This window comes from Companilactobacillus crustorum JCM 15951, from assembly GCF_001434585.1.
Taxonomy (GTDB): domain Bacteria; phylum Bacillota; class Bacilli; order Lactobacillales; family Lactobacillaceae; genus Companilactobacillus; species Companilactobacillus crustorum.
On record NZ_AZDB01000009.1, the window covers coordinates 1 to 19,024 of the forward strand.

Sequence of the window (19,024 nt, forward strand, 5' to 3'; positions counted from 1 at the left end):
CGGATTAAATTTGCAATCTACCATTTAATATTACAGAGAAAAAATTCCTATACACTCTAAATTTGAGTGAGAACCTTTATATAGTTCATTGGATACCTTTTTGAACTATCATAACTTAACAATACCTACACCTATTAAACCTGGACCGGTATGAACACCCAAAGCAGGACCTACTTGTCCTAAAAATTCCTGTTGACCCTGAATTTGATTATCATGCAATAGATCTAGCATCTTTTGTCCACCTGCCTCATCAGCACCATGACCAACAGCCAGTAAATAGTTTTGATTATCACCCAAAAATTCTTGAGCAAAATTTAACATCATTTTTTGACCTTTTTTCATTCCACGAGCTTTTGCAGCTATTGTGTAAGAACCATCAGCCTTGCAAGTGATAATTGGGGCTAGTTTTAACATTCCTCCAACAGCAGCAGCTGTAGCACTGATACGACCTCCAGCTCGTAAATAAGTCAAAGTCGGAATACAGAAATAAACAACCGTATTTTCTATCATCTTTTGAACGTGAAGACTAACTTCCTCAAAAGATCCGCCTGCATCAATTTGATCTTTAGCACCCACAGCAATTAAACCAGCAGCAACAGCTACCTGTTTAGTATCAAAATAAACTGAAGTAAAGCGATCGTCATCTTCCAGAAAAACTTTTAAAAAGTTAAAAGTTCCACTTAATCCTGAAGAGACCGAAATAGAAATAACATGGGTATATCCGTCTTTAACAATTTGATTTAGTGTTTCTTGAATTGACTCGCCTGAAGGTAAAGAAGTCTTAGGTATTTCTACTGGCAATTTATCATAAACTTCTTGAGCAGAAATCTCTTTTCGATCCAAATAGGTTTTATCATGGTAGGTGATTTGCATTGGTAATTCATAAATACCAGCTTTTTTTAGATATTCTTGAGGCAAATCACAACAGGAATCTACCAATACAGCAATCTTTTCCATTATTATTAGCTCTTTTCGTCTGAATTATTAGTTTCAATCATCAAGATTTTTTTTGTAATTAGCTTGGTTGCAAAGGCAATTGTTACCATCTCAACTAATAAATAAGCTGCAGATTGATTTTTTTCCGACAGCACTTGGCCTTCTTCACGATGATTCAACATCTTCAACGCAATTTCTTGCTTATCACAGAAGAAATCATAAGCTTTGGCTATTCCACCATTCAATTTGGTCTGAACATCCAAACCTTCTTGAATTTCATTAATTGAAACAACTTGTTTCAAGAAAGTAATAGCAATCAAATAGGCTAAGTGTTCTCGATTATAACGTTTCTTTTCTGGATGTGGCATCAAACCGTTCTTAACATAGTTATTGACCATTGAAGTCGTTACTACAGGACTATCCTCTAACCAAATTGGCCCGATATATTTATCAACCAGAGTTAATAGTTGATCACGATATAGCTCCAATTCAGGAAGATCTTCAAATCTAGGTAGATGATAGTCTTCGATTTTATCTAGCCATTCTTGCAATTCATCCATAAAGAAACACTCCTTTTTTGTAATTACTGTTATAATTTACCATAGTTATTCAAACTATTCAATCTAGTTTTCAATACTAGATAAATTTTATTTTTATCAACTGGATATTGGTTCACATCATGTTAAGATTAAATTTTTCATGCATAAAAAAAGCTAATAGTTAAGACAAAATATTGTCTTAGTTATCAGCTTTTTATTTAACCTTCAAAACTTTCTTTAACATCATGCTCTCGCTAACCTAAAGCAATTACCATTGCTAAACCAGCTGCCGTTAACAAAATAATATAAACTAAATTACGACTAAAATTGGTATCACCCAAGTATAAATCTCCAAGCAATGTAACCAATACGGCTACCCAGATTCCTAAACGCTGTAGTTTAGTAAAAGCTGTTCCTGTCTGGCTTCTTCTCTCACGTTTAGTAATGTATGGCAATACAAATCCTAATCCAATCAAGACAATAATGGCAACAAAATTAATAACCAATTCATACCACCACATTGATGAACCAAAAGGTACATCCTGAGGTCCGATTGCGGCAATGGTAGCAATACCGGTCAAAATTAAGCACCACCAACCGACTGCTAAGGACATAGTCTTGTTCTTAATATAAACATAGCCAGAACTATACTTATCGTCATTCATTCTAACTTTTATAAAAGACCAGAAGATCCAACAAGTTACCCCTGGAGAAATAATTCCATTCAAATTCAATAGCCAATTAAAAATATCTTTCATATTTGGCAAAAGAATACCTAAGAACATAATAAAAGCACTTAAACTAACTGTCAGCAAGTAACCATTAATTGGCAAGCCAGCTGAATTAGTCTTTCGTAAAAACTTAGGCATATATTTATTGCCAGTATCAGAAATCAACATTCTTGTCATAGCATTTAATAATACGGCCAACAAAGCAGCCAAGTAAAAAATTTCAGTAAAAGCAAACAGATACATCAATGTATTTCCCATATGGAATCTTTGCCCTAAAGCTTGAAAAGCATAATATGAACCATTGATCTTCAAATCATCAGGTAGATGATAAGCATTGAAAAATACTCCTAATGAGAATGATCCAAAAATCGTTAAGAATCCAGTCATTACTGATAGCATAATCATTGCCTTAGGAAAATCTCGATTGGGATTACGCATCTTTGTAACAAAAGGAGCGATTCTTTCTGCACCATTAATCGCAAAAATCAAAAATCCTAATGTTGTCAGATAATGCAAATTGAAAGTTGGCACGATTGTATGAACAGTTAATGGCTTTGTGGCAATATGGCCACCCATTCCTAAGGCTGTTACAGTCATAATAACAAACAGAACCGTCATTCCAAACATGGCAATACCACCAATAGTACTTAGTATTTCCAAAGACCTTTCAAAACGAGATTGAATAATTATAAAGAAAATAAAAATCAACAACGTAAACAGAGCAAAATGACTGTTAGACATCTGTGTTTGTAATTTTGCATTACCATTAACTACCCAGCCCAAGGCCACTGCAATAGTATTAGCAGTATCAACTACATAAGGGATTGAAGCAGCCCAATATGTCCAGGCCGCAAAATACCCTAAGAATTCCCCACTAGTTTCTCTGACCCATGACGTTAAGCCGCCACCATCGTCGTCGAAAGTAGAACCTAGTTGTCCCACCATTAATGAGTACGGGATAACATACATAAGGATCATAATAATCCAGGACGTTATAACGCCCATCCCTTGGTTTTGGAAATTGTAAGTTAGATCATCAAATCCAACTACCGTTACAAAATCCATCAGGGCCAAAACTGGCCAGCTGATATATCTTTTCTTTGTATCTAATTCTGTCATGGCGTTTTCCTCAAGTGAAAATAAATCATTCTTTCTAATTTACTCACCTAACGGTTAATTCAAATATACAATATTTTTTGAAGAAAAGTAGAAAAATGATTTAAAAATATAAAAAAATTCAAGCGCTTACTTTCCCGACATGACCGCAATCCTGAGATTGACCTTTTGTGTACAATTTGGAAAGTTTTTTAGCAGCTCGAAATATTTTACCATAAAAAATCTTGCTATGATATAGAAAAATTTTTACTTAAGTAACTTATTTGTTCAACGATTTAAAAAAAGAACCAGAAAAACAATTATTAAGTCTAATTGCTTCACTGATTCTTTACGAGTTAGTTTTCTTTGAGATTATATTCTTTCCAGCCAAAAATAATTACTAATAAAATTCCCACAATACTAATTCCAACAATTCCAGCAATATTATGAGCTAACTTAGATCCACCCAAATATAAATCTCCGATAATTGTTAAGAGAATAACAGTTAAAATACCACTCCATTGCCAGCGGGTAAACGCTGAACCTGTAATGCTTCGTTCTTCACGACGTGTCACATAAGGTAGGATCAAACCTAATCCAATCAAAACAATGATAGATACAAAATTAATAATTAATTCGTACCACCAAGTTGAAGAAGCAAATTTAACATCTTGAGGTCCAATACCAAAAATTGTAGCTATCGCGGTAACTATCAAACACCACCAGCCAACTGTCAAAGCAGTTTTGTCATTCTTGATAAAGACATAATCTGATTGATATTTCTGACTATCCTGTCTAATTTTAATAAAAGCAAAGAAGACCCAACAAGTAACACCTGGCGAAATGATTCCGTTCAAGTTCAGAAGCCAGTTGAAAATATCGTTCATACTAGGTAAGAAAATACCCAATGACATAATGAATGCACTCAATCCACAAGTTAACAGATAACCATTAACAGGTAGCCCAACTGAATTTGTTTTCTTTAGAACCTTTGGCATATATCTATTTCCAGTATCAGAAATCAACATTCTTGTCATTGCATCCAACAAGACTGCCAACAAAGCTGCTAAATAGAAAACCTCAGCCAAAGCGTACACATATAACAATATATTTCCAAGATGATACTGTGCACCTAGTGCTTGAAACGCATAATAGGCACCATTCATCTTTAAATCTTTAGGTAAATGATAGGCATTGAAGAAAACACCTAATGAGAATGATCCAAAAATGGTTAAGAAAGCTGTCATTGCAGCTAACATAATCATAGCTTTAGGAAAATCGCTCTTTGGATGACGTAACTTAGTAACAAATGGTGCTATCAATTCTGCACCATTCATTGCATAGATCAAAAGTCCTAAAGTAGTTAGATAGTGTAAATTAAATTTCGGTATGATTGTATGAATCGTAAATGGTTGTGTTGCAATATGGCCTCCCATTGCCAATCCTGTAAAAGTCATAAGAACAAATAAGATTGTTAAACCAAAAATAGCAACTCCACCAATAGTACTCAAGATCTCCAATGATCTCTTAAAACGTGACTGTGTAAAAATAAAAACCACAAAAATAACTAATGTCCAAAAGGCAAACCAACCATTAGACATTTTATTTTGAAGCCCAGCATTTCCATTAAAAAGCCATCCCAAACCAACAACAAGCGAGTTGGCTGTATCAACGACATAAGGAATCGAAGCAGCCCAATATGTCCAAGCGGTGAAGTAACCTAAAAATTCACCATTGGTCCCTCTAATCCAAGATGTTAAACCACCGCCTTCTTTGTTAAAGACGGAACCTAATTGCCCCACCATCAAAGAATAAGGAATAACGTACAAGAATAGCATAATCGCCCAAGAGGTAATAACTCCCATTCCTTGACTTTGAAAATTATAGGCTAAATCATCAAACCCAATTACAGTAACAAAATCCATCAGCGCCAAGACTGGCCAACTAATGTATTTTTTATTTGGTTCTAGTTCTTCCATTAATAAACTCCCCGATAAATTTCTTTTAAGCACAATTTAAAAGTTTACAACTTATTAGGAATTTTAAATAGGACTTGAAAACGTTTAACTAAAATATAAGTATCCCGTCTTCCACAAAAAGTGGGAATGCTGTTGGAACGCTATGGGCTGGACTGAATCCTGTTTTGTTCACTAACTATTATAAAATTTAAATAGCAGATAAAAACTGCCACTGTTAAGAAATCCAAACATAACTGTATGTCTGGAATACCTAATAGTGGCAGTTTTTTTAATTTACTATTTTGTTCAATAATATTAGAATCAAAGACCTAATCGGTAGTATACTCACATAATTCCTACTATTGGTCAATATCCTCAATACCTAAAGTAACATTTTCTTTAGCATTCTCAATTGCGTCAATCCCTGCCAAAACAACTAAACTAACTGGCAAAGCACGATGGGCTGCTTTGCTATCAATTACATTATCATCGTCACTAGTCATGTTCGCTGGTCTCATAATAACAGTTCTAAAATTACGTTTATTCAAATTGTTTTCAGCATCGCGTTTAGTACTAATATATCTCTTATTAGCTCCCGGGATATCATCAACTGACATGTAAAGAAAAACTGGTACTTTGTATTTTTTGGCAACATCAGCTATATTCAATGCACTTTGATAATTAACTTTCTCAAAAGTTAAATCTTCATTCTTATTTTCTCGATACTCACCAATCGTATCAACTACCACATCGGCGCCTTCGATATATTTTTCCCAGAATCCTTTAGACAAGGCATTACCGATCTTCCAATCGACTTTGTTGTACCATGATTCATTTCCTAATGGTTCACCAGTTCTAGAAATACTAGTAACTGTATCGCCATTTTCAATAAATTCTTTTGCAAATTCTCCACCAACAAAACCATTGGCACCTAAAATAACAACTTTTTTTGCCATACGAAAATCCCTCTTTCAATTAAATAATAGAACAAAAATTAGAATTTGAAACAAACAAATTAATAAATCTTTTTTATATTCTATGTTATAGCAAAAAAAATAAGCTTACGCTTCCACATAATCTTATTTTAAAATGACAACTTGTCATTAATCTTCTGAAGGCAACTCGTGCTCTTCACGTTTTTGTTCTAGTGAATCTCTAACTGCTGCTTCAGTTGCTTTTCGGCGTTTAGCAAGTTCACTATTTTCAATTTTATCTTTTACAACTTCTAGTTCATCAACTTCTTGATGCGCTTCAGGATTGTTACGTCTGAAAATAGCCATAACACCGTAAGCAATCTTTTCGCCCATAAGTGTAACTAATGATCCTAATAAGATAACCACAATACCAACAATTGTATTGGCTGTCATTGCTTCGCCTAATACTAACAAGGCTAGTACGGGAGCTAAAGCTGGTTTAACCAAGAAAATCAATGAAGCTTGTAAAATACCGACTTTTTCCATTGAAACAAAGTATAAACCAAAAGCCACACCAGTAACTAAGACTGAAATGTACAAAATCAATGGTAAAGTTTGTAAACTAATTCCCTTGAAAAAAGGAATATTAGCAAATTCAGCATAACCACTAGGAATTGCATTAGCTACAGCTGGCACATGAGTAATACCCATTAAAATACCTAATTCTCCGGAACCGAATAAGAAGGCTAAACAAGTCATCGAAAGGCCATTTAAACCAATCTTATTACCATTAACCCGGGACATAACACCATAAACGCCAAAAATAATTGATGATAATAAACCTAGAGTAATTCCCATAGCACCAGTTAAATGCAGTGGATTAATAATAATCAATAAACCAACTAACGTTAAAATCAAAGCCAAGACATTAGTCCTTGATAATTTTTCTTTGAGGAATACAAAACCAATAATCAAGCCAAAAATTGGGTTAGCACTCAACATGATAGCAATAACTGAAGCCTTTGCCATACCAATTGATAATTGATAAAGTGTCATACTTAAAACAACAATCACAAAACCGGTTAGAGCAATTCGGCCCCAATCTGATCCAGAAATCTTTACATTATTCTTCTTTAAATAAAGAATTGTGAATGGCAGTAAAGCCAGTCCACCGATCAAAAATCTAATAAAATTCAATTCAATCGGATTAAACTGTCCTCCAGCAATCTTCAACGCAATTTCCATTGAGCTGAACAAAAAAGTTGGTATCAAAATGTATAAAAAACCCTTTAAATTCAAAACTTAATTTCATCCCCATTTTTGTAAGTGAATATCTTTAGTTTACTCCTCATTTTGGGGTCACAAAAAATGAAAATGTTTCCAAATACAAAAAAGGCAACTCCAGACTCATTAAAATTACAATTTTTATCATTAAAAAAACCAGCATAATCACTATTCTATAGCGTTATACCGGTTTATTTACGATTATTATTTTTCATTAAAGCCATTTTTACTTATTAATAGTCGATTGACTATAACCTTTGCCAACCGTTAAGTCATATTGAACCAATTTATAATCATGCAATAATTGCTTTTGATTAGTTGAAAAATGCTTACTTGAAATCTGTTTACCATCAGCATCAACGTACAAACTTGCATTTTTACCAACACTGTTCTTAGCCATCGCAGGCAAATCCTCTTGTACCTTAGTTAGTAAGGCATAATACGGCGTTACTTTTTGGTTCATTTGCTTTAATGCTAGTGGAATAAAACCATTCGGATCAGTCACTTCCGTAGAATCTGTCAACTTCTTAGTTCCATAACCATGCTCCAAAGCGTACTTATTACTGTAAATAAAATAGTCAGTCTCATGCTGAACGACATTATATTTTCGCATAGAATTGTGACTGTACAAACCTGGTAAATGGTCGCCATACCAGACTATTGTAATCGGCTTTTGAATTGCATCAATCTTATCCAAAAACTCTTTTGTTGAATTATCAGTGAAGTTAATGCTCTTAGCATAGTTTTCAGCTTGCTGAGTAATCTCAGTGGCTGATCCCTTGACCGTAAAGGGATTATCCGGATACATCACATTATATGGCATATGATTTTGCATTGTGACCAGACTAATAAACTGACCGCTGTGTTCTTGATTAATTTGCCATAGCGTATCTTTATACGCTGATTCGTCGCTAACATATGGATTACCATCAATCGTATCCTTATACTTCAAAGCTAATGAACCAGTAGTATTTAAATTACGAAAAGACTGAAAACCAAACTTTGGATAAACCGTTTGACGATCATAGAAATTGCCATAATAAGGATGAATTGCGGCCGACTTCTTAAAGCTATTAACAATATTTGTAGGATGCTTTTGATTAACTACTAATTGCGTATAAGGCGATTGAACCGCTTTGGAAAACTGATTGAAAGCTAATCCGGTAAAAGTCATGTATTCCATGTTCGCCGTTCCGCCACCATAGCCTGAACTAAGCATTAACCCTGAAGTATTTTCATTTTTTATATTCATGATATTAGGAGCTGCTTCTTGATTAACCTTTAAATTAGGAACTCGGCTAGGATCAGAAAAGCTTTCACTCAAGACAAAAATTAAAGTTTGCTTATTTAAATTATTGTTAGAGCGATTTTTATTAATAACATCGGCTTCTTTTTGATACTTTTTAACGATCTTAGTCATTGATTCTTTACTATAACCTTCCGGCTCATCCATGATATCAATGTGCATATTGCCCAAGAACGTTAACAGCGGACCATTAGTATTCGCAGTCAAACTAATGTTAGGAGTGAAATTAGAATAACCTGCTTTGGTCATCACAAAATTAATCGGCGTTCCTTCCTTATTAACATCATAAAAACTGGCAATACTTAAAATTCCCAAAACCACAAAAATTATTCTCATCAGCGGACTAAATTTCATCAACTCATAAGTAAAAATATTTTCTAAAATCATACAAACGGTAATAATCAAAATAATAACTAAAACCACAACAATTATGACTTTAAAAGTTACCATTGATAAAATTTGTCTTATATTTGTCAAAAAATTTAAATCGTTGGGCATGATTGGTTCCATTCTATACAGCATCTTTAATTTATTAGCTACTGTATAAATTGCAAAGAAAATATAAAACGCTGCCGTAGCGTAAAAAAAGTGATTAAATAGCCCATAAAATGCCAAATAAATCAGCATTAAAATTAATCCCGTTATTACATACTGCGCAATATCGGTTTTAAAAAGTATGCCATTAGTCATCTTAAAAGAACCTGTTTGCGAGTAGTCCAACAGATATCCAACCAAAAATGCTGAACAGATCATAAAAATAAATTGACTATAGTATAAAGCTTTTGATTTTTTTCTATGCACGAATAAACACCCTTAACTAAATATATTCATAATATATATTAACTCTTTTAGGATCAAAAAAAACGTAAGAACAAATTGAAATAAGTCTATACTTATTTTCTCTGCTCTTACGTTTTATTTATTAATTAATTTTTTACTATAATTTTGACCTGCTGTTAAATCATATTGGACTAATTTATAATCAGCAATTAGATTTTTTTGTTCAGCCGTCAAATCTTTTTTAAATATCTCTTTACTATTTTCATCAACATATAAACCATCGCTATTTTCATCAATACTCTTGGCCATCGCCGGAACCTTTTGCTGAATTTCAGTTAACAGCGCATAATACGGTGTTACTTTTTGATTCATTTGTTCCAAAGCCAACGGTATAAAACCATTTGGATCTGTAACTTGAGTCGCGTTAGTTAATTTAGTTGTTCCATAATTATGATTACGAGCATACTTATTACTATAAATAAAATAGTCCGTTTGATGCTCTACAATATTATTCTCATAAAGGTTATTGCCATCATAAATACCAGGTAAATGATCGCCGTACCAAACAACCGTTATTGGTTTATCAATCTGATCCAGTTGATTCAAAAAGCTTAATGTTGACGTATCGGTATAACTCATTCCTTTAGCATAATTGTTAACTTGCTTCCGGTTATCATCAGACACACCAGTCCCAGTATTAGTAAATTGATTATTATCATAATCATTTGTATATGGCATATGATTTTGCATCGTGACTAAATTAATAAATTGTCCACCTGTAACCTGATTAACTTGCCAAACAGCATCATTATAAGCCGACTCATCACTAATATAATCCATACCTGGTAAGGTTTTGGAATATTTAAGAGCTGCATCCCCAGTTGTATCGATATTTTTAAATGATTTAATACCAAAGCTCTTATAAACCGAATTACGATTATAAAAATTGCCATGATACGGATGAATTGCGGCTGAAGTTTTAAAGCTATTTGCTATATTAATAGGACCGTCTTGTTTATTAACCACTTGAGTATATGGTGTCTGTAATGAATTTGAAAATTGGTTCATTGCCAACCCAGTTAAGGCCATATATTCCATATTAGCAGTGCTGCCGCCATAACCGGAACTCATCATTAAACCGGATGTGGTATTATTTTTCAAATTTCTTATATTTGACATTGGGTCTTGATTCAAACTAATATTGGGTACTCGTGTAGGATCAGAAAAGCTTTCACTCAAAACAAAAATTAAAGTTTGGTCCTGCAAATTATTGTTATCACGATGCTTATTAATACTCTTAGCTTCCGCCTGATATTTTTCAACAATCTGTAACATTTTAGCTTTGCTATAACCAGCTGGCTTATCCATAACATCAACATACATATTTCCTAAAAAAGTCAGCATTGGACCATTACTATTAGCTGAACGATTGATATTTGAATCGGAATTAGTGTAGCCAGATGCAGCTAATATTTTATAGGTCATTGAATCAGTGTTGTCAGCTGTATAGAAGATTCCAATGCTAAAAGCCATTAATCCAATTAAAATCAATCTCACCCAAGTTTTAAAATGAAGCATCTTTTGGCCATACTTTTTCTCTAAAAAAATAAATCCTCCAACCAGAACTATCAAGATCAACCCAACTTTAATGATTAATCCTGGTGTAAGCATGGACAACAACGAACGACTATTACGCAACATTAATAAGTCACTAGGTAAAATTGGCTCTGATCGATAAATCACTTTTAAACGATCAGCCACCGCATATATCATAAAAAACACAAAATATATTGCTGAAGTATAGAAAAATCGATTAACCACTCCGTATATTCCCAAATAAATTATGAATAAAATTAAAACAGTTAACAAATATGTATTGAAATTGGTTCCAAAAATAATCTGACTAGTAAAAATAAAATCATTAGTTTGAGCAAAATTCAAAATAGCCCCGACAACAAATGCCGAGACAACCATGAAGCATATCTGTAATCCCTCAATCTTGTGACTTTTTTTATGCATTAAAAACATCCTCATGTAATATTCGTATTATATATCATAATAAACTAAAAAAATTTTATATCCATACGAATGGCACAAAAACTTTTGAGACAAAAGACCATTATCTTCGCAAAAAAAAAACAAGAAAAATGAGTTTCACATCACTCATTTTTCTTGTTTTTTGACTTTTTATTAAAAATAATTTTATCTACTTTATAAATTGTTGCGCGTATAAACTAGGTAAATCATTCAAAAATTGTTCTCTATCTTCATCGGTAGTTGTATTAACTTTGCCGAAATGAATCCAATGAACCGTTTTTTGATCAATTCCTAAATCTACTAACGTCCGATCAATGAAAACATTTTGAATAGGATTACCGCAATTATTTTCCAAATGTTCTTTTGTGACAGTTGACGTCGTTATAACGGTGGCTCTCTTAATATAAGTTAATAATCCTTGCCAACCGTTGCTTTCATCATAAGCAAAGCCATTCAACATTGTCTTATCAAAAAAGCCCTTTAACATTGCTGGTAAATTATGCCACCAAATTGGAAAAATAAACACTAACTCATCAGAACAGGCAATCTTCCGCTGATATTTTTTAACCAACTTATCGTCAATTTTTCCTTGACTGTACGTGGCCAAATCTTTTTTAGAAAGAATTGGATCAAAACCATCCGAATAAAGATCAATTAGCTCAAATTCTTCATCATTTTTAGAGAAGGAATTAGACAATCTATTTAAAATCTCATGGTTAAAACTACCCGGAAACGGATGAGCATAAATAATTGTTTTCATATACAAAATCTCCTTATAACCCTTATGCTCCACATTATATTATGTTTAAAGAGATTTTCAGACCCAAAAAGTGGTGTTTTTTCTGGTCTATTTTGGAATTATGCTATTGGATCTTTTAACCTGTTTAATTATCATTGAATTTTCCAGCAATTGACATTGTTGGTTGAATGTTGATAAAAGCATTCTCATCAACATCTAAAATAATTTTCTTAGCAAAGAACAATTGATATTTAGTCAGTACCATTGTTATCGACCCAATCTCTTCACCAGAATAAGCACCCTTTAGATGGTAATCCAATGTCAAACCACGATTAAGCGACTTCAACAACTCCTGAGATATTTCATCAATTTTATGAGTATAAACTGTAACAGTAATTTTTTGTTGTTGAATATACATCCGATCAATAACCAAATTAGTTATATAAATTGAAATAATTGTATATAGTGCTAATTCCCAACCAAAAGCAAAACCTGCAATAATAATGATAATTGCATTGATGGCAAAACTAACTTGACCAACTGATCTTCCCGTACTTCTTTGAACAATCAAAGCAATAATATCAGTTCCTCCAGTGGAAAAACCATAACGGAAACAAATACCAATACCCGAGCCAGATAAAATTCCCCCGAATACTGATGACAACAATGGATCTTTAGTAATTGGATATAAAGGTACGATTAAAATAAATAATGATGCTGCTACAACTGAAATAATTGAAAGAATTGTAAATTTTTTGCCAAGTTTAAACCAAGCTAATATTATCAAAGGTAGATTTAGTAACGCATACCACAAGTAAACTGGTGTGTTTAAATGAGCAAATTGCTCTAAAAGATTAACGATTAACTGTGAGGCCCCCGTTACACCACTGGTATATAATTTTGCCGGCTGTAGTAGTAATTGAATACCTAAAGCCGAGGTTATCCCATAAAACAAAGCTGCCAAAATACTTTTGTAGTAATTTTTTATAAATGTCATGAAATCCCCTCCCTGTCTATTTATTTGAACGTATGTCACAAGAATTATAGCAAATAAGTCCCCTCAAAAAATACCTTACACAGATTATTATCAATAGTTTTTTTCATATAATATAATAAACGTATTGATTGGAGGAATTGTCATGCAAAAAATTGGTTTTATTGGAACAGGAGTCATGGGTAGCGGCATCATCAATAATCTTCTCAAAGCTAACTATGAAATCCACATTTATACACGAACCAAATCAAAAGCCGAACCATTGATTGCTAAAGGTGCGAAATGGTACGCCGATCCTAAAGACGTTGCAGAAGCTGCTGATATAACTTTTACCATGGTTGGTTTTCCTAAAGATGTAGAAGACGTTTATTTCAAAGACAATGGAATTTTCGCAGGATTAACCAAGGGTAAAATTATCGTTGATATGACTACAAGTACACCTACTTTAGCCAAAAAAATCGGTAAAAAAGCTGAAACTATTGGCGTAGAAGCTATTGATGCTCCTGTTTCTGGTGGCGATGTAGGTGCCCGCGACGGCAATTTAACTATTATGGTTGGTGGTTCTAAAAGTGCTTATGAATCACTAAAACCTATTTTTAAAATCATTGGCAAGTCTACTCACTATTTCGGTTCCTTTGGCGCCGGTCAACATGCTAAAATGGCTAATCAAATTATGATAGCCGGAACCATGACTGGATTAACCGAAATGTTTGCCTACGCTAAGGCAGCTGGATTAGATCTAAATGATGTCCTTCAAACTGTCGAAGGCGGTGGCGGCGATAACTGGAGTTTGGAAAACTATGGACCAAGAATTCTTCAAGAAGATTTTAAACCCGGTTTCTATTCCAAACATTTCTTAAAAGATCTTCGAATCGCTCTAGACGAAAGTGAAAAGATGAATTTGGAGCTGCCTGCTACCCAACAAGCTAAAAAACTTTACGAAACTTTAGTTGACGATAAAAATCTTGGCAATGACGGTACTCAGGCCCTAATTAAATTATGGTGGTAATTATTCAATAGAAAAGATCCCTTCCAAATTTGGTTCTTACTCAAGTTGGGTTATAGCGTGAGTATACTAACTGATGTGGTTGAAGTATGCCATCGTCCGCAAAAAATCTGTGGGCCACTGGAACGTGGTGGACACGACTTAGAGCTAATAATTCCACACTTTGTGCGTAATTATGGATCTCTAAGCTCGGTCTTCTACTAACCTTGCTTCGCAAGCTAAGTAGAATATCACCACTGAGGGCCCACAGATTTTTTACTACCGATTAAGTCTTTGGTCCTAATATTATTGAACAAAACATTAAATAGTAAATTAAAAAACGGTCACTATTAGATATTCCAGACATACAATTATGCTTGGATTTCTTAACAGTGACAGTTTTTATCTATTATTCAAAATTCATAAACAAAGTAGAAAACAGTCCGGAACAAAAATTGGGAATGCGTTCAGCTATGAGATCATTGTTAGCGGCTTTGCCGGTTACAATGAGGCCGAGTTTGGAAATCCATTATTTTACACAAAGTGTAAAATAATTAGTTTCAAATCGGCCCATAGCGTTCCAACAGCATTTCCAATTTTTGTGGAGGACGGAAATTTAAACATACTCACGCTATAACCCAATGCGAGAAAGAGTTCAGATTTAGGCTATTGGAGGACCCTTTTTAAATAGATTCCAATAGTCGCCCCATTAATTGAAAATGATGCATTAACGATAACTTTTTAACTACACCTAAACCAGGAAATTTATTTTGTTGCCCATATTCTAGCAGTTGTTTCAATGCTGGGGTCAAATTAAGACCATGAATATTTTTATCGCACCAATTATTCATTTTATAAAGTGCCTCAAAAAATTTTTCTCTTTGACCACTCATCTTCTCGTTGCTGTCTGAAACAAAGTGATGAATTCTTAAACTACCGTCTGCTGTCACATAAATTAAATGTAAAGCAATCGCACGAGCTGGCATTCCTTTATCAAAGTAAACATGTCCTACCATTGAATAATCGCCAAATCCATCATAATTATCCACTTGCCGATACCAATTGGCAGGTTCAAAAAACTCATCTTTCAAGTCAGCATAATCTTCAACATGCCTTACAAAGGTTAAGGGGTCACATAATAAACCTACCTTATCTTTTACTAAGCGATGCATTCGTGCTACCTCAGGAATTAACACTTTATCCACATTCTGTAAAACTTTGGTATTTTGATAAGCTTTTAATAACTGATAATTTTGAACAACTAGCAATGATTCTTGTTTTTTTTGTTTTTTCAAAAAATCACTACTGAAATCGGCCGCTAAAATTGCACTGGGAACAAAATAATTTAATTTATCCACATCAGGTAGTGGATAAATTTTAGTACCATTCAATCCATAAACGCTTACTTGGGGATTAGCGATAACACTAAACGGTTGTCGTTGCTCAATAAAGGTCATTACTGTCTGCTGTAATTCCTTGGAATCTCGTACTGGCTCAATAATAGGAATAATGTCATGACTAAGTTGGCCTTGCTCAGACAATTCCTTTAGAGCCAATAAATCATACATTCTTCCCCGTAAATAAGGATAATACGTCATATTTTATCCTCCAGATTAGGCTGTTTCAGTTCTTGCAATTGTAATTTCAAAGCTTGATACTCTTCATTTCGAGCATCCAATTCATCTTGAAGTGCCTCAATTGCCTCATCTCGTAACTCTTCTACAAACCGATCGTACAAATTATGATCGGGACTATAGACATCGTACCCTGACTTAGTTCTTTTCTTGAGCTCTTTAAATAATCTATCATCAGAATATAACTGTAATCCCTTTTCAACTTTTTTGGCTTTGTCTACTTCTCTAAAAAGCGAAGCCACAAAATGACTTGTTAACTTCTGTTCATCCACTTGTAGCTCCTGATATTGAGCTTTTTTGGCAATCGTTAAAAATCCAGGTGCACGTAGTGTTTGTGGAGAAGCCTCGATTGCTTTTTTATCAAACGCCCGATAAATTAGGACACCAATCTGACTAAGTATTTCGTCACTCACTTCTTGATACAATTTTTGCGGCAAAACAAAATAATTATAATTGCCAATAAAAGACAATTTTGCATGCGAATGAAAGTCAGCCTTAGTTACTTTTAATTCATAGCAACGCCATTCTACTTGATCATCAGTCAACTGTTGATAACTTAAAGTATCAACAATTCCTTTTTTATCAGGCATTGAAACTTCTTCTACCACGTACGATCCCTGCTCATAACAATATTGATAGAGCGTTTTTTCTAAATCCTTGGTTAACTTAGTTTTCATTTCGCCTTACCTTCCCAAAAGTTATTAACAGCAGCTGTTAATTGTTGCTGCGATTTAATTCGGAGATAGTTTTGCCAGTGCTGTGGAAAAAGTCTGGTATACCGGCTGCTTCCAAAACGTTGGTCCAACAATAGGATAATGCCACAATCATGGCTACCTCGAATCAATCGTCCCGCGGCTTGCAAAACGTTATTCATCCCTGGCATTTGATAAGCATATTCAAATCCATGACCATTTTTAGAATCATAATAGTCCCGAATCAAATTGTTCTCTGGGCTTAATCCTGGCAATCCTACACTAACAATCGCCACCCCAATCAAGCGATTGCCTCGAAGATCGATTCCTTCTGAAAAAATCCCTCCTAAAACACAAAAGCCAACTAAAGTTGTTTGAGGATCTTCTTGAAACTGATCTAAAAACTCTTGACGAGCTAAATTATCCATCTCGCCTTGTTGCGACACGACAATAACCTCTGGATATTCGTTTTCAAAAGCTGTCTTAATTTGTTTTAAATAACTGTATGATGGAAAAAAGAACAAATAGTTGCCCGTTTTAGCATCAATCATTGTCTTCAGACTTTTAACAATATCATTTTGGCTCAATTGCCGTTGCCGATAAGTCGTTTGAATATATTGAGTAATCAGGATATCTTGATTTTGAACTGGAAACGGTGATGGCAACTGATAAGCCAAGCTTTTGTCGACTCCTCCTAAAACGCTTTGATAATAATCCATTGGCGACAATGTGGCTGAAAACAATACAGCTCCTAGTCCTAGATCTAGCGATTGATCGATAAAATGACTGGAGTCAAGACAAAGTTGCTTTACCACTAAGTTTTTCTCGTCTAAAAAAATTCTGGTTTTATAGCTGTCATCAAATAATGCACCGATTTTCACAAAAGTTAAACAATCAAAGAAGAAATTTTTAGCATTATCTAAAAAATCAGAGGGTTTTTGATCCTGCATCCATTCCCCCATAAAATCATTAAACTTGCCCATAGCATCAATTAATTTGTCTGGAGCTGATGAAGTTATTTTTTCTTGACGATTTTCTTCTTTTAAAACTTTTTTCATCTGATTAAAGACACGTCGTACCTTCTTCAAATGCTTTTGAAAGTCCTCGCTGGCCTTATTTTTTATTGCTTTAGCTTCCTTCAACAAACCTGCAATGGCAGTGTCGCTGACTGTTGCCGAATACATTGAGCGGGAACGACTGACCAAATTATGAACTTCATCAATTAAAAAGAAATTATCAGTATCCTTTTCAATAAAAAATCTTTGAAGATAAACTAATGGATCAAAAAGATAATTGTAGTCGCAAATAATAACATCACAGAATAGCGAGATGTCTAATGAAAATTCAAAAGGATCAACAGTATGCTTTTTGGCATATGTTTCAATTACCTCTCGTGTAATAGCATCCTCATTCGTCAAAATATCAGCTAATGCGGGCTTTAAACGATCATAATAATCAATCATATATGGATCTTCCTCTGGCGGCACATCTTGCTCTGGGAAGCGAATTTTATCCTTGGCAGTTAAAGTAATACTCTTTAACTTCAATCCCTTCTCTGACATCAAATTAATTGCTTCTTCGGCAACTCGACGCGTACTCTGCTTAGCCGTTAAATAAAACAACCGTTGAATCTTTTCTTCGCCCATGGCTTTAATGGTCGGAAATAAAGTCGAGATTGTTTTTCCAGTCCCAGTTGGTGCCTCAACAAATAAACGTTTTTGATAAACAACCGTTTTATAAACTGCCGCTGCCAATTCATGTTGTCCGGCCCGAAATTTAGGAAATGGAAACGATAATTTTTTTATTGAGCCATTTCGGGTTTTACGTAATTTAGCTCTCAAGGTTAACCAATATTCATATTCATCAATTAAACCTTGGAAAAATTTTTGAAGCTCACTTCTGTCGAATGTTTTTTCAGTAGTAGTAATCTCTTCGGTACTTACTCGAAAATAAGTCAATTGCAGTGCTACATGATTTAGTTCCGGATGTTCCTGCAAGATAATGTAGCCATAAACTTTTACCTGTCCCCAATACAGCTCTAAAGTATTGGTACTCAAATCATCAAAAGTCTGATCCGAAGTCTTGATTTCTTCAATCGTAGTTTTTTTGTCATTTGAGGTTATTCCATCGGCTCTACCGGCTATTAGATACTGATTATCATTCATCGTAACTTCTGTTTTTAAATAAACTTCGCTGTCGTAATCCTGATTTTTTGAACGCTCTTTTTGTAGTCGACGATGAATTCGTGCCCCATTTTGAGCAGTATTTTGACTATTTTTAATCTCATTTAAATCCCCACTACGCAGCACAAATTCTACTAGTTGGCGAATTCCAATCTTAGTCGTCATAGACTACCTCCTTAATTGCTAAATAACATTGTAAAACATATGTTCGATTTTG

Annotated in this window: 14 protein-coding genes; 1 reads left to right on the forward strand and 13 read right to left on the reverse strand. The window is 34.1% G+C overall.

Features of this window, described 5'->3' with window-relative positions:
• Positions 1 to 108: 108 nt before the first annotated feature.
• From FD26_RS03850 to FD26_RS03895, 10 genes are all read right to left on the reverse strand, one after another.
• A complete protein-coding gene (locus FD26_RS03850) occupies positions 109 to 957 on the reverse strand; it encodes a DegV family protein (RefSeq protein ID WP_057867124.1) in 849 nt (282 codons plus the stop codon).
• A gap of 5 nt (positions 958 to 962) precedes the next feature.
• Positions 963 to 1,496: a DUF1836 domain-containing protein gene (locus FD26_RS03855; RefSeq protein WP_057867125.1), complete on the reverse strand. Its 534-nt coding sequence runs from the start codon at positions 1,494 to 1,496 to the stop codon at positions 963 to 965.
• 233 nt (positions 1,497 to 1,729) lie between these two features.
• Positions 1,730 to 3,325 (reverse strand): APC family permease, encoded by a 1,596-nt coding sequence (locus tag FD26_RS03860; protein ID WP_057867126.1) that lies wholly within the window; start codon positions 3,323 to 3,325, stop codon positions 1,730 to 1,732.
• A 332-nt stretch (positions 3,326 to 3,657) separates the two neighbouring features.
• Positions 3,658 to 5,280 (reverse strand): APC family permease, encoded by a 1,623-nt coding sequence (locus FD26_RS03865; RefSeq protein ID WP_057867127.1) that lies wholly within the window; start codon positions 5,278 to 5,280, stop codon positions 3,658 to 3,660.
• A 338-nt stretch (positions 5,281 to 5,618) separates the two neighbouring features.
• Positions 5,619 to 6,215: an NAD-dependent epimerase/dehydratase family protein gene (locus FD26_RS03870; protein ID WP_057867128.1), complete on the reverse strand. Its 597-nt coding sequence runs from the start codon at positions 6,213 to 6,215 to the stop codon at positions 5,619 to 5,621.
• A 147-nt stretch (positions 6,216 to 6,362) separates the two neighbouring features.
• Entirely contained in the window at positions 6,363 to 7,472 is a 1,110-nt protein-coding gene (locus tag FD26_RS03875) for a DMT family transporter (RefSeq protein ID WP_057867129.1), read from the reverse strand.
• Positions 7,473 to 7,683: 211 nt separating this feature from the next.
• Positions 7,684 to 9,564, reverse strand: a complete 1,881-nt coding sequence (locus tag FD26_RS03880) for an LTA synthase family protein (RefSeq protein WP_057867130.1) — start codon at positions 9,562 to 9,564, stop codon at positions 7,684 to 7,686.
• A 114-nt stretch (positions 9,565 to 9,678) separates the two neighbouring features.
• The gene (locus FD26_RS03885) at positions 9,679 to 11,562 is read right to left on the reverse strand and encodes an LTA synthase family protein (protein ID WP_057867131.1); all 1,884 of its coding nucleotides are present in this window, start codon (positions 11,560 to 11,562) and stop codon (positions 9,679 to 9,681) included.
• 187 nt (positions 11,563 to 11,749) lie between these two features.
• On the reverse strand, positions 11,750 to 12,340 hold the full coding sequence (locus FD26_RS03890) for an NAD(P)H-dependent oxidoreductase (protein ID WP_057867132.1): 591 nt from the start codon (positions 12,338 to 12,340) through the stop codon (positions 11,750 to 11,752).
• A gap of 124 nt (positions 12,341 to 12,464) precedes the next feature.
• On the reverse strand, positions 12,465 to 13,316 hold the full coding sequence (locus FD26_RS03895) for a YitT family protein (RefSeq protein WP_057867133.1): 852 nt from the start codon (positions 13,314 to 13,316) through the stop codon (positions 12,465 to 12,467).
• 142 nt (positions 13,317 to 13,458) lie between these two features.
• On the opposite strand from FD26_RS03895, the gene FD26_RS03900 reads away from it, so the two are divergent.
• Positions 13,459 to 14,322 (forward strand): NAD(P)-dependent oxidoreductase, encoded by an 864-nt coding sequence (locus FD26_RS03900; RefSeq protein WP_057867134.1) that lies wholly within the window; start codon positions 13,459 to 13,461, stop codon positions 14,320 to 14,322.
• A 659-nt stretch (positions 14,323 to 14,981) separates the two neighbouring features.
• Here FD26_RS03900 and FD26_RS03905 read toward each other — a convergent pair.
• Genes FD26_RS03905 through FD26_RS03915 form a run of 3 tightly spaced genes read right to left on the reverse strand, consistent with a single transcriptional unit; the run spans position 14,982 to position 18,972 of the window.
• Entirely contained in the window at positions 14,982 to 15,896 is a 915-nt protein-coding gene (locus FD26_RS03905; protein WP_103429379.1) for a sce7725 family protein, read from the reverse strand.
• The gene (locus FD26_RS03910) at positions 15,893 to 16,609 is read right to left on the reverse strand and encodes a hypothetical protein (RefSeq protein ID WP_057867135.1); all 717 of its coding nucleotides are present in this window, start codon (positions 16,607 to 16,609) and stop codon (positions 15,893 to 15,895) included. Before FD26_RS03910 ends, FD26_RS03905 begins: the two co-directional genes overlap by 4 nt.
• Positions 16,606 to 18,972: an ATP-dependent DNA helicase gene (locus tag FD26_RS03915; RefSeq protein ID WP_057867136.1), complete on the reverse strand. Its 2,367-nt coding sequence runs from the start codon at positions 18,970 to 18,972 to the stop codon at positions 16,606 to 16,608. The genes FD26_RS03910 and FD26_RS03915 overlap by 4 nt, the downstream gene beginning before the upstream one ends.
• Positions 18,973 to 19,024 lie beyond the last annotated feature (52 nt).

Bases quoted from the DNA above. Each gene is read 5' to 3' on its own strand.
- FD26_RS03850 (WP_057867124.1), bottom strand. From the start codon at position 957: ATGGAAAAGATTGCTGTATTGGTAGATTCCTGTTGTGATTTGCCTCAA.
- FD26_RS03855 (WP_057867125.1), bottom strand. From the start codon at position 1,496: ATGGATGAATTGCAAGAATGGCTAGATAAAATCGAAGACTATCATCTA.
- FD26_RS03860 (WP_057867126.1), bottom strand. From the start codon at position 3,325: ATGACAGAATTAGATACAAAGAAAAGATATATCAGCTGGCCAGTTTTG.
- FD26_RS03865 (WP_057867127.1), bottom strand. From the start codon at position 5,280: ATGGAAGAACTAGAACCAAATAAAAAATACATTAGTTGGCCAGTCTTG.
- FD26_RS03870 (WP_057867128.1), bottom strand. From the start codon at position 6,215: ATGGCAAAAAAAGTTGTTATTTTAGGTGCCAATGGTTTTGTTGGTGGA.
- FD26_RS03885 (WP_057867131.1), bottom strand. From the start codon at position 11,562: ATGCATAAAAAAAGTCACAAGATTGAGGGATTACAGATATGCTTCATG.
- FD26_RS03890 (WP_057867132.1), bottom strand. From the start codon at position 12,340: ATGAAAACAATTATTTATGCTCATCCGTTTCCGGGTAGTTTTAACCAT.
- FD26_RS03895 (WP_057867133.1), bottom strand. From the start codon at position 13,316: ATGACATTTATAAAAAATTACTACAAAAGTATTTTGGCAGCTTTGTTT.
- FD26_RS03900 (WP_057867134.1), top strand. From the start codon at position 13,459: ATGCAAAAAATTGGTTTTATTGGAACAGGAGTCATGGGTAGCGGCATC.
- FD26_RS03905 (WP_103429379.1), bottom strand. From the start codon at position 15,896: ATGACGTATTATCCTTATTTACGGGGAAGAATGTATGATTTATTGGCT.
- FD26_RS03910 (WP_057867135.1), bottom strand. From the start codon at position 16,609: ATGAAAACTAAGTTAACCAAGGATTTAGAAAAAACGCTCTATCAATAT.
- FD26_RS03915 (WP_057867136.1), bottom strand. From the start codon at position 18,972: ATGACGACTAAGATTGGAATTCGCCAACTAGTAGAATTTGTGCTGCGT.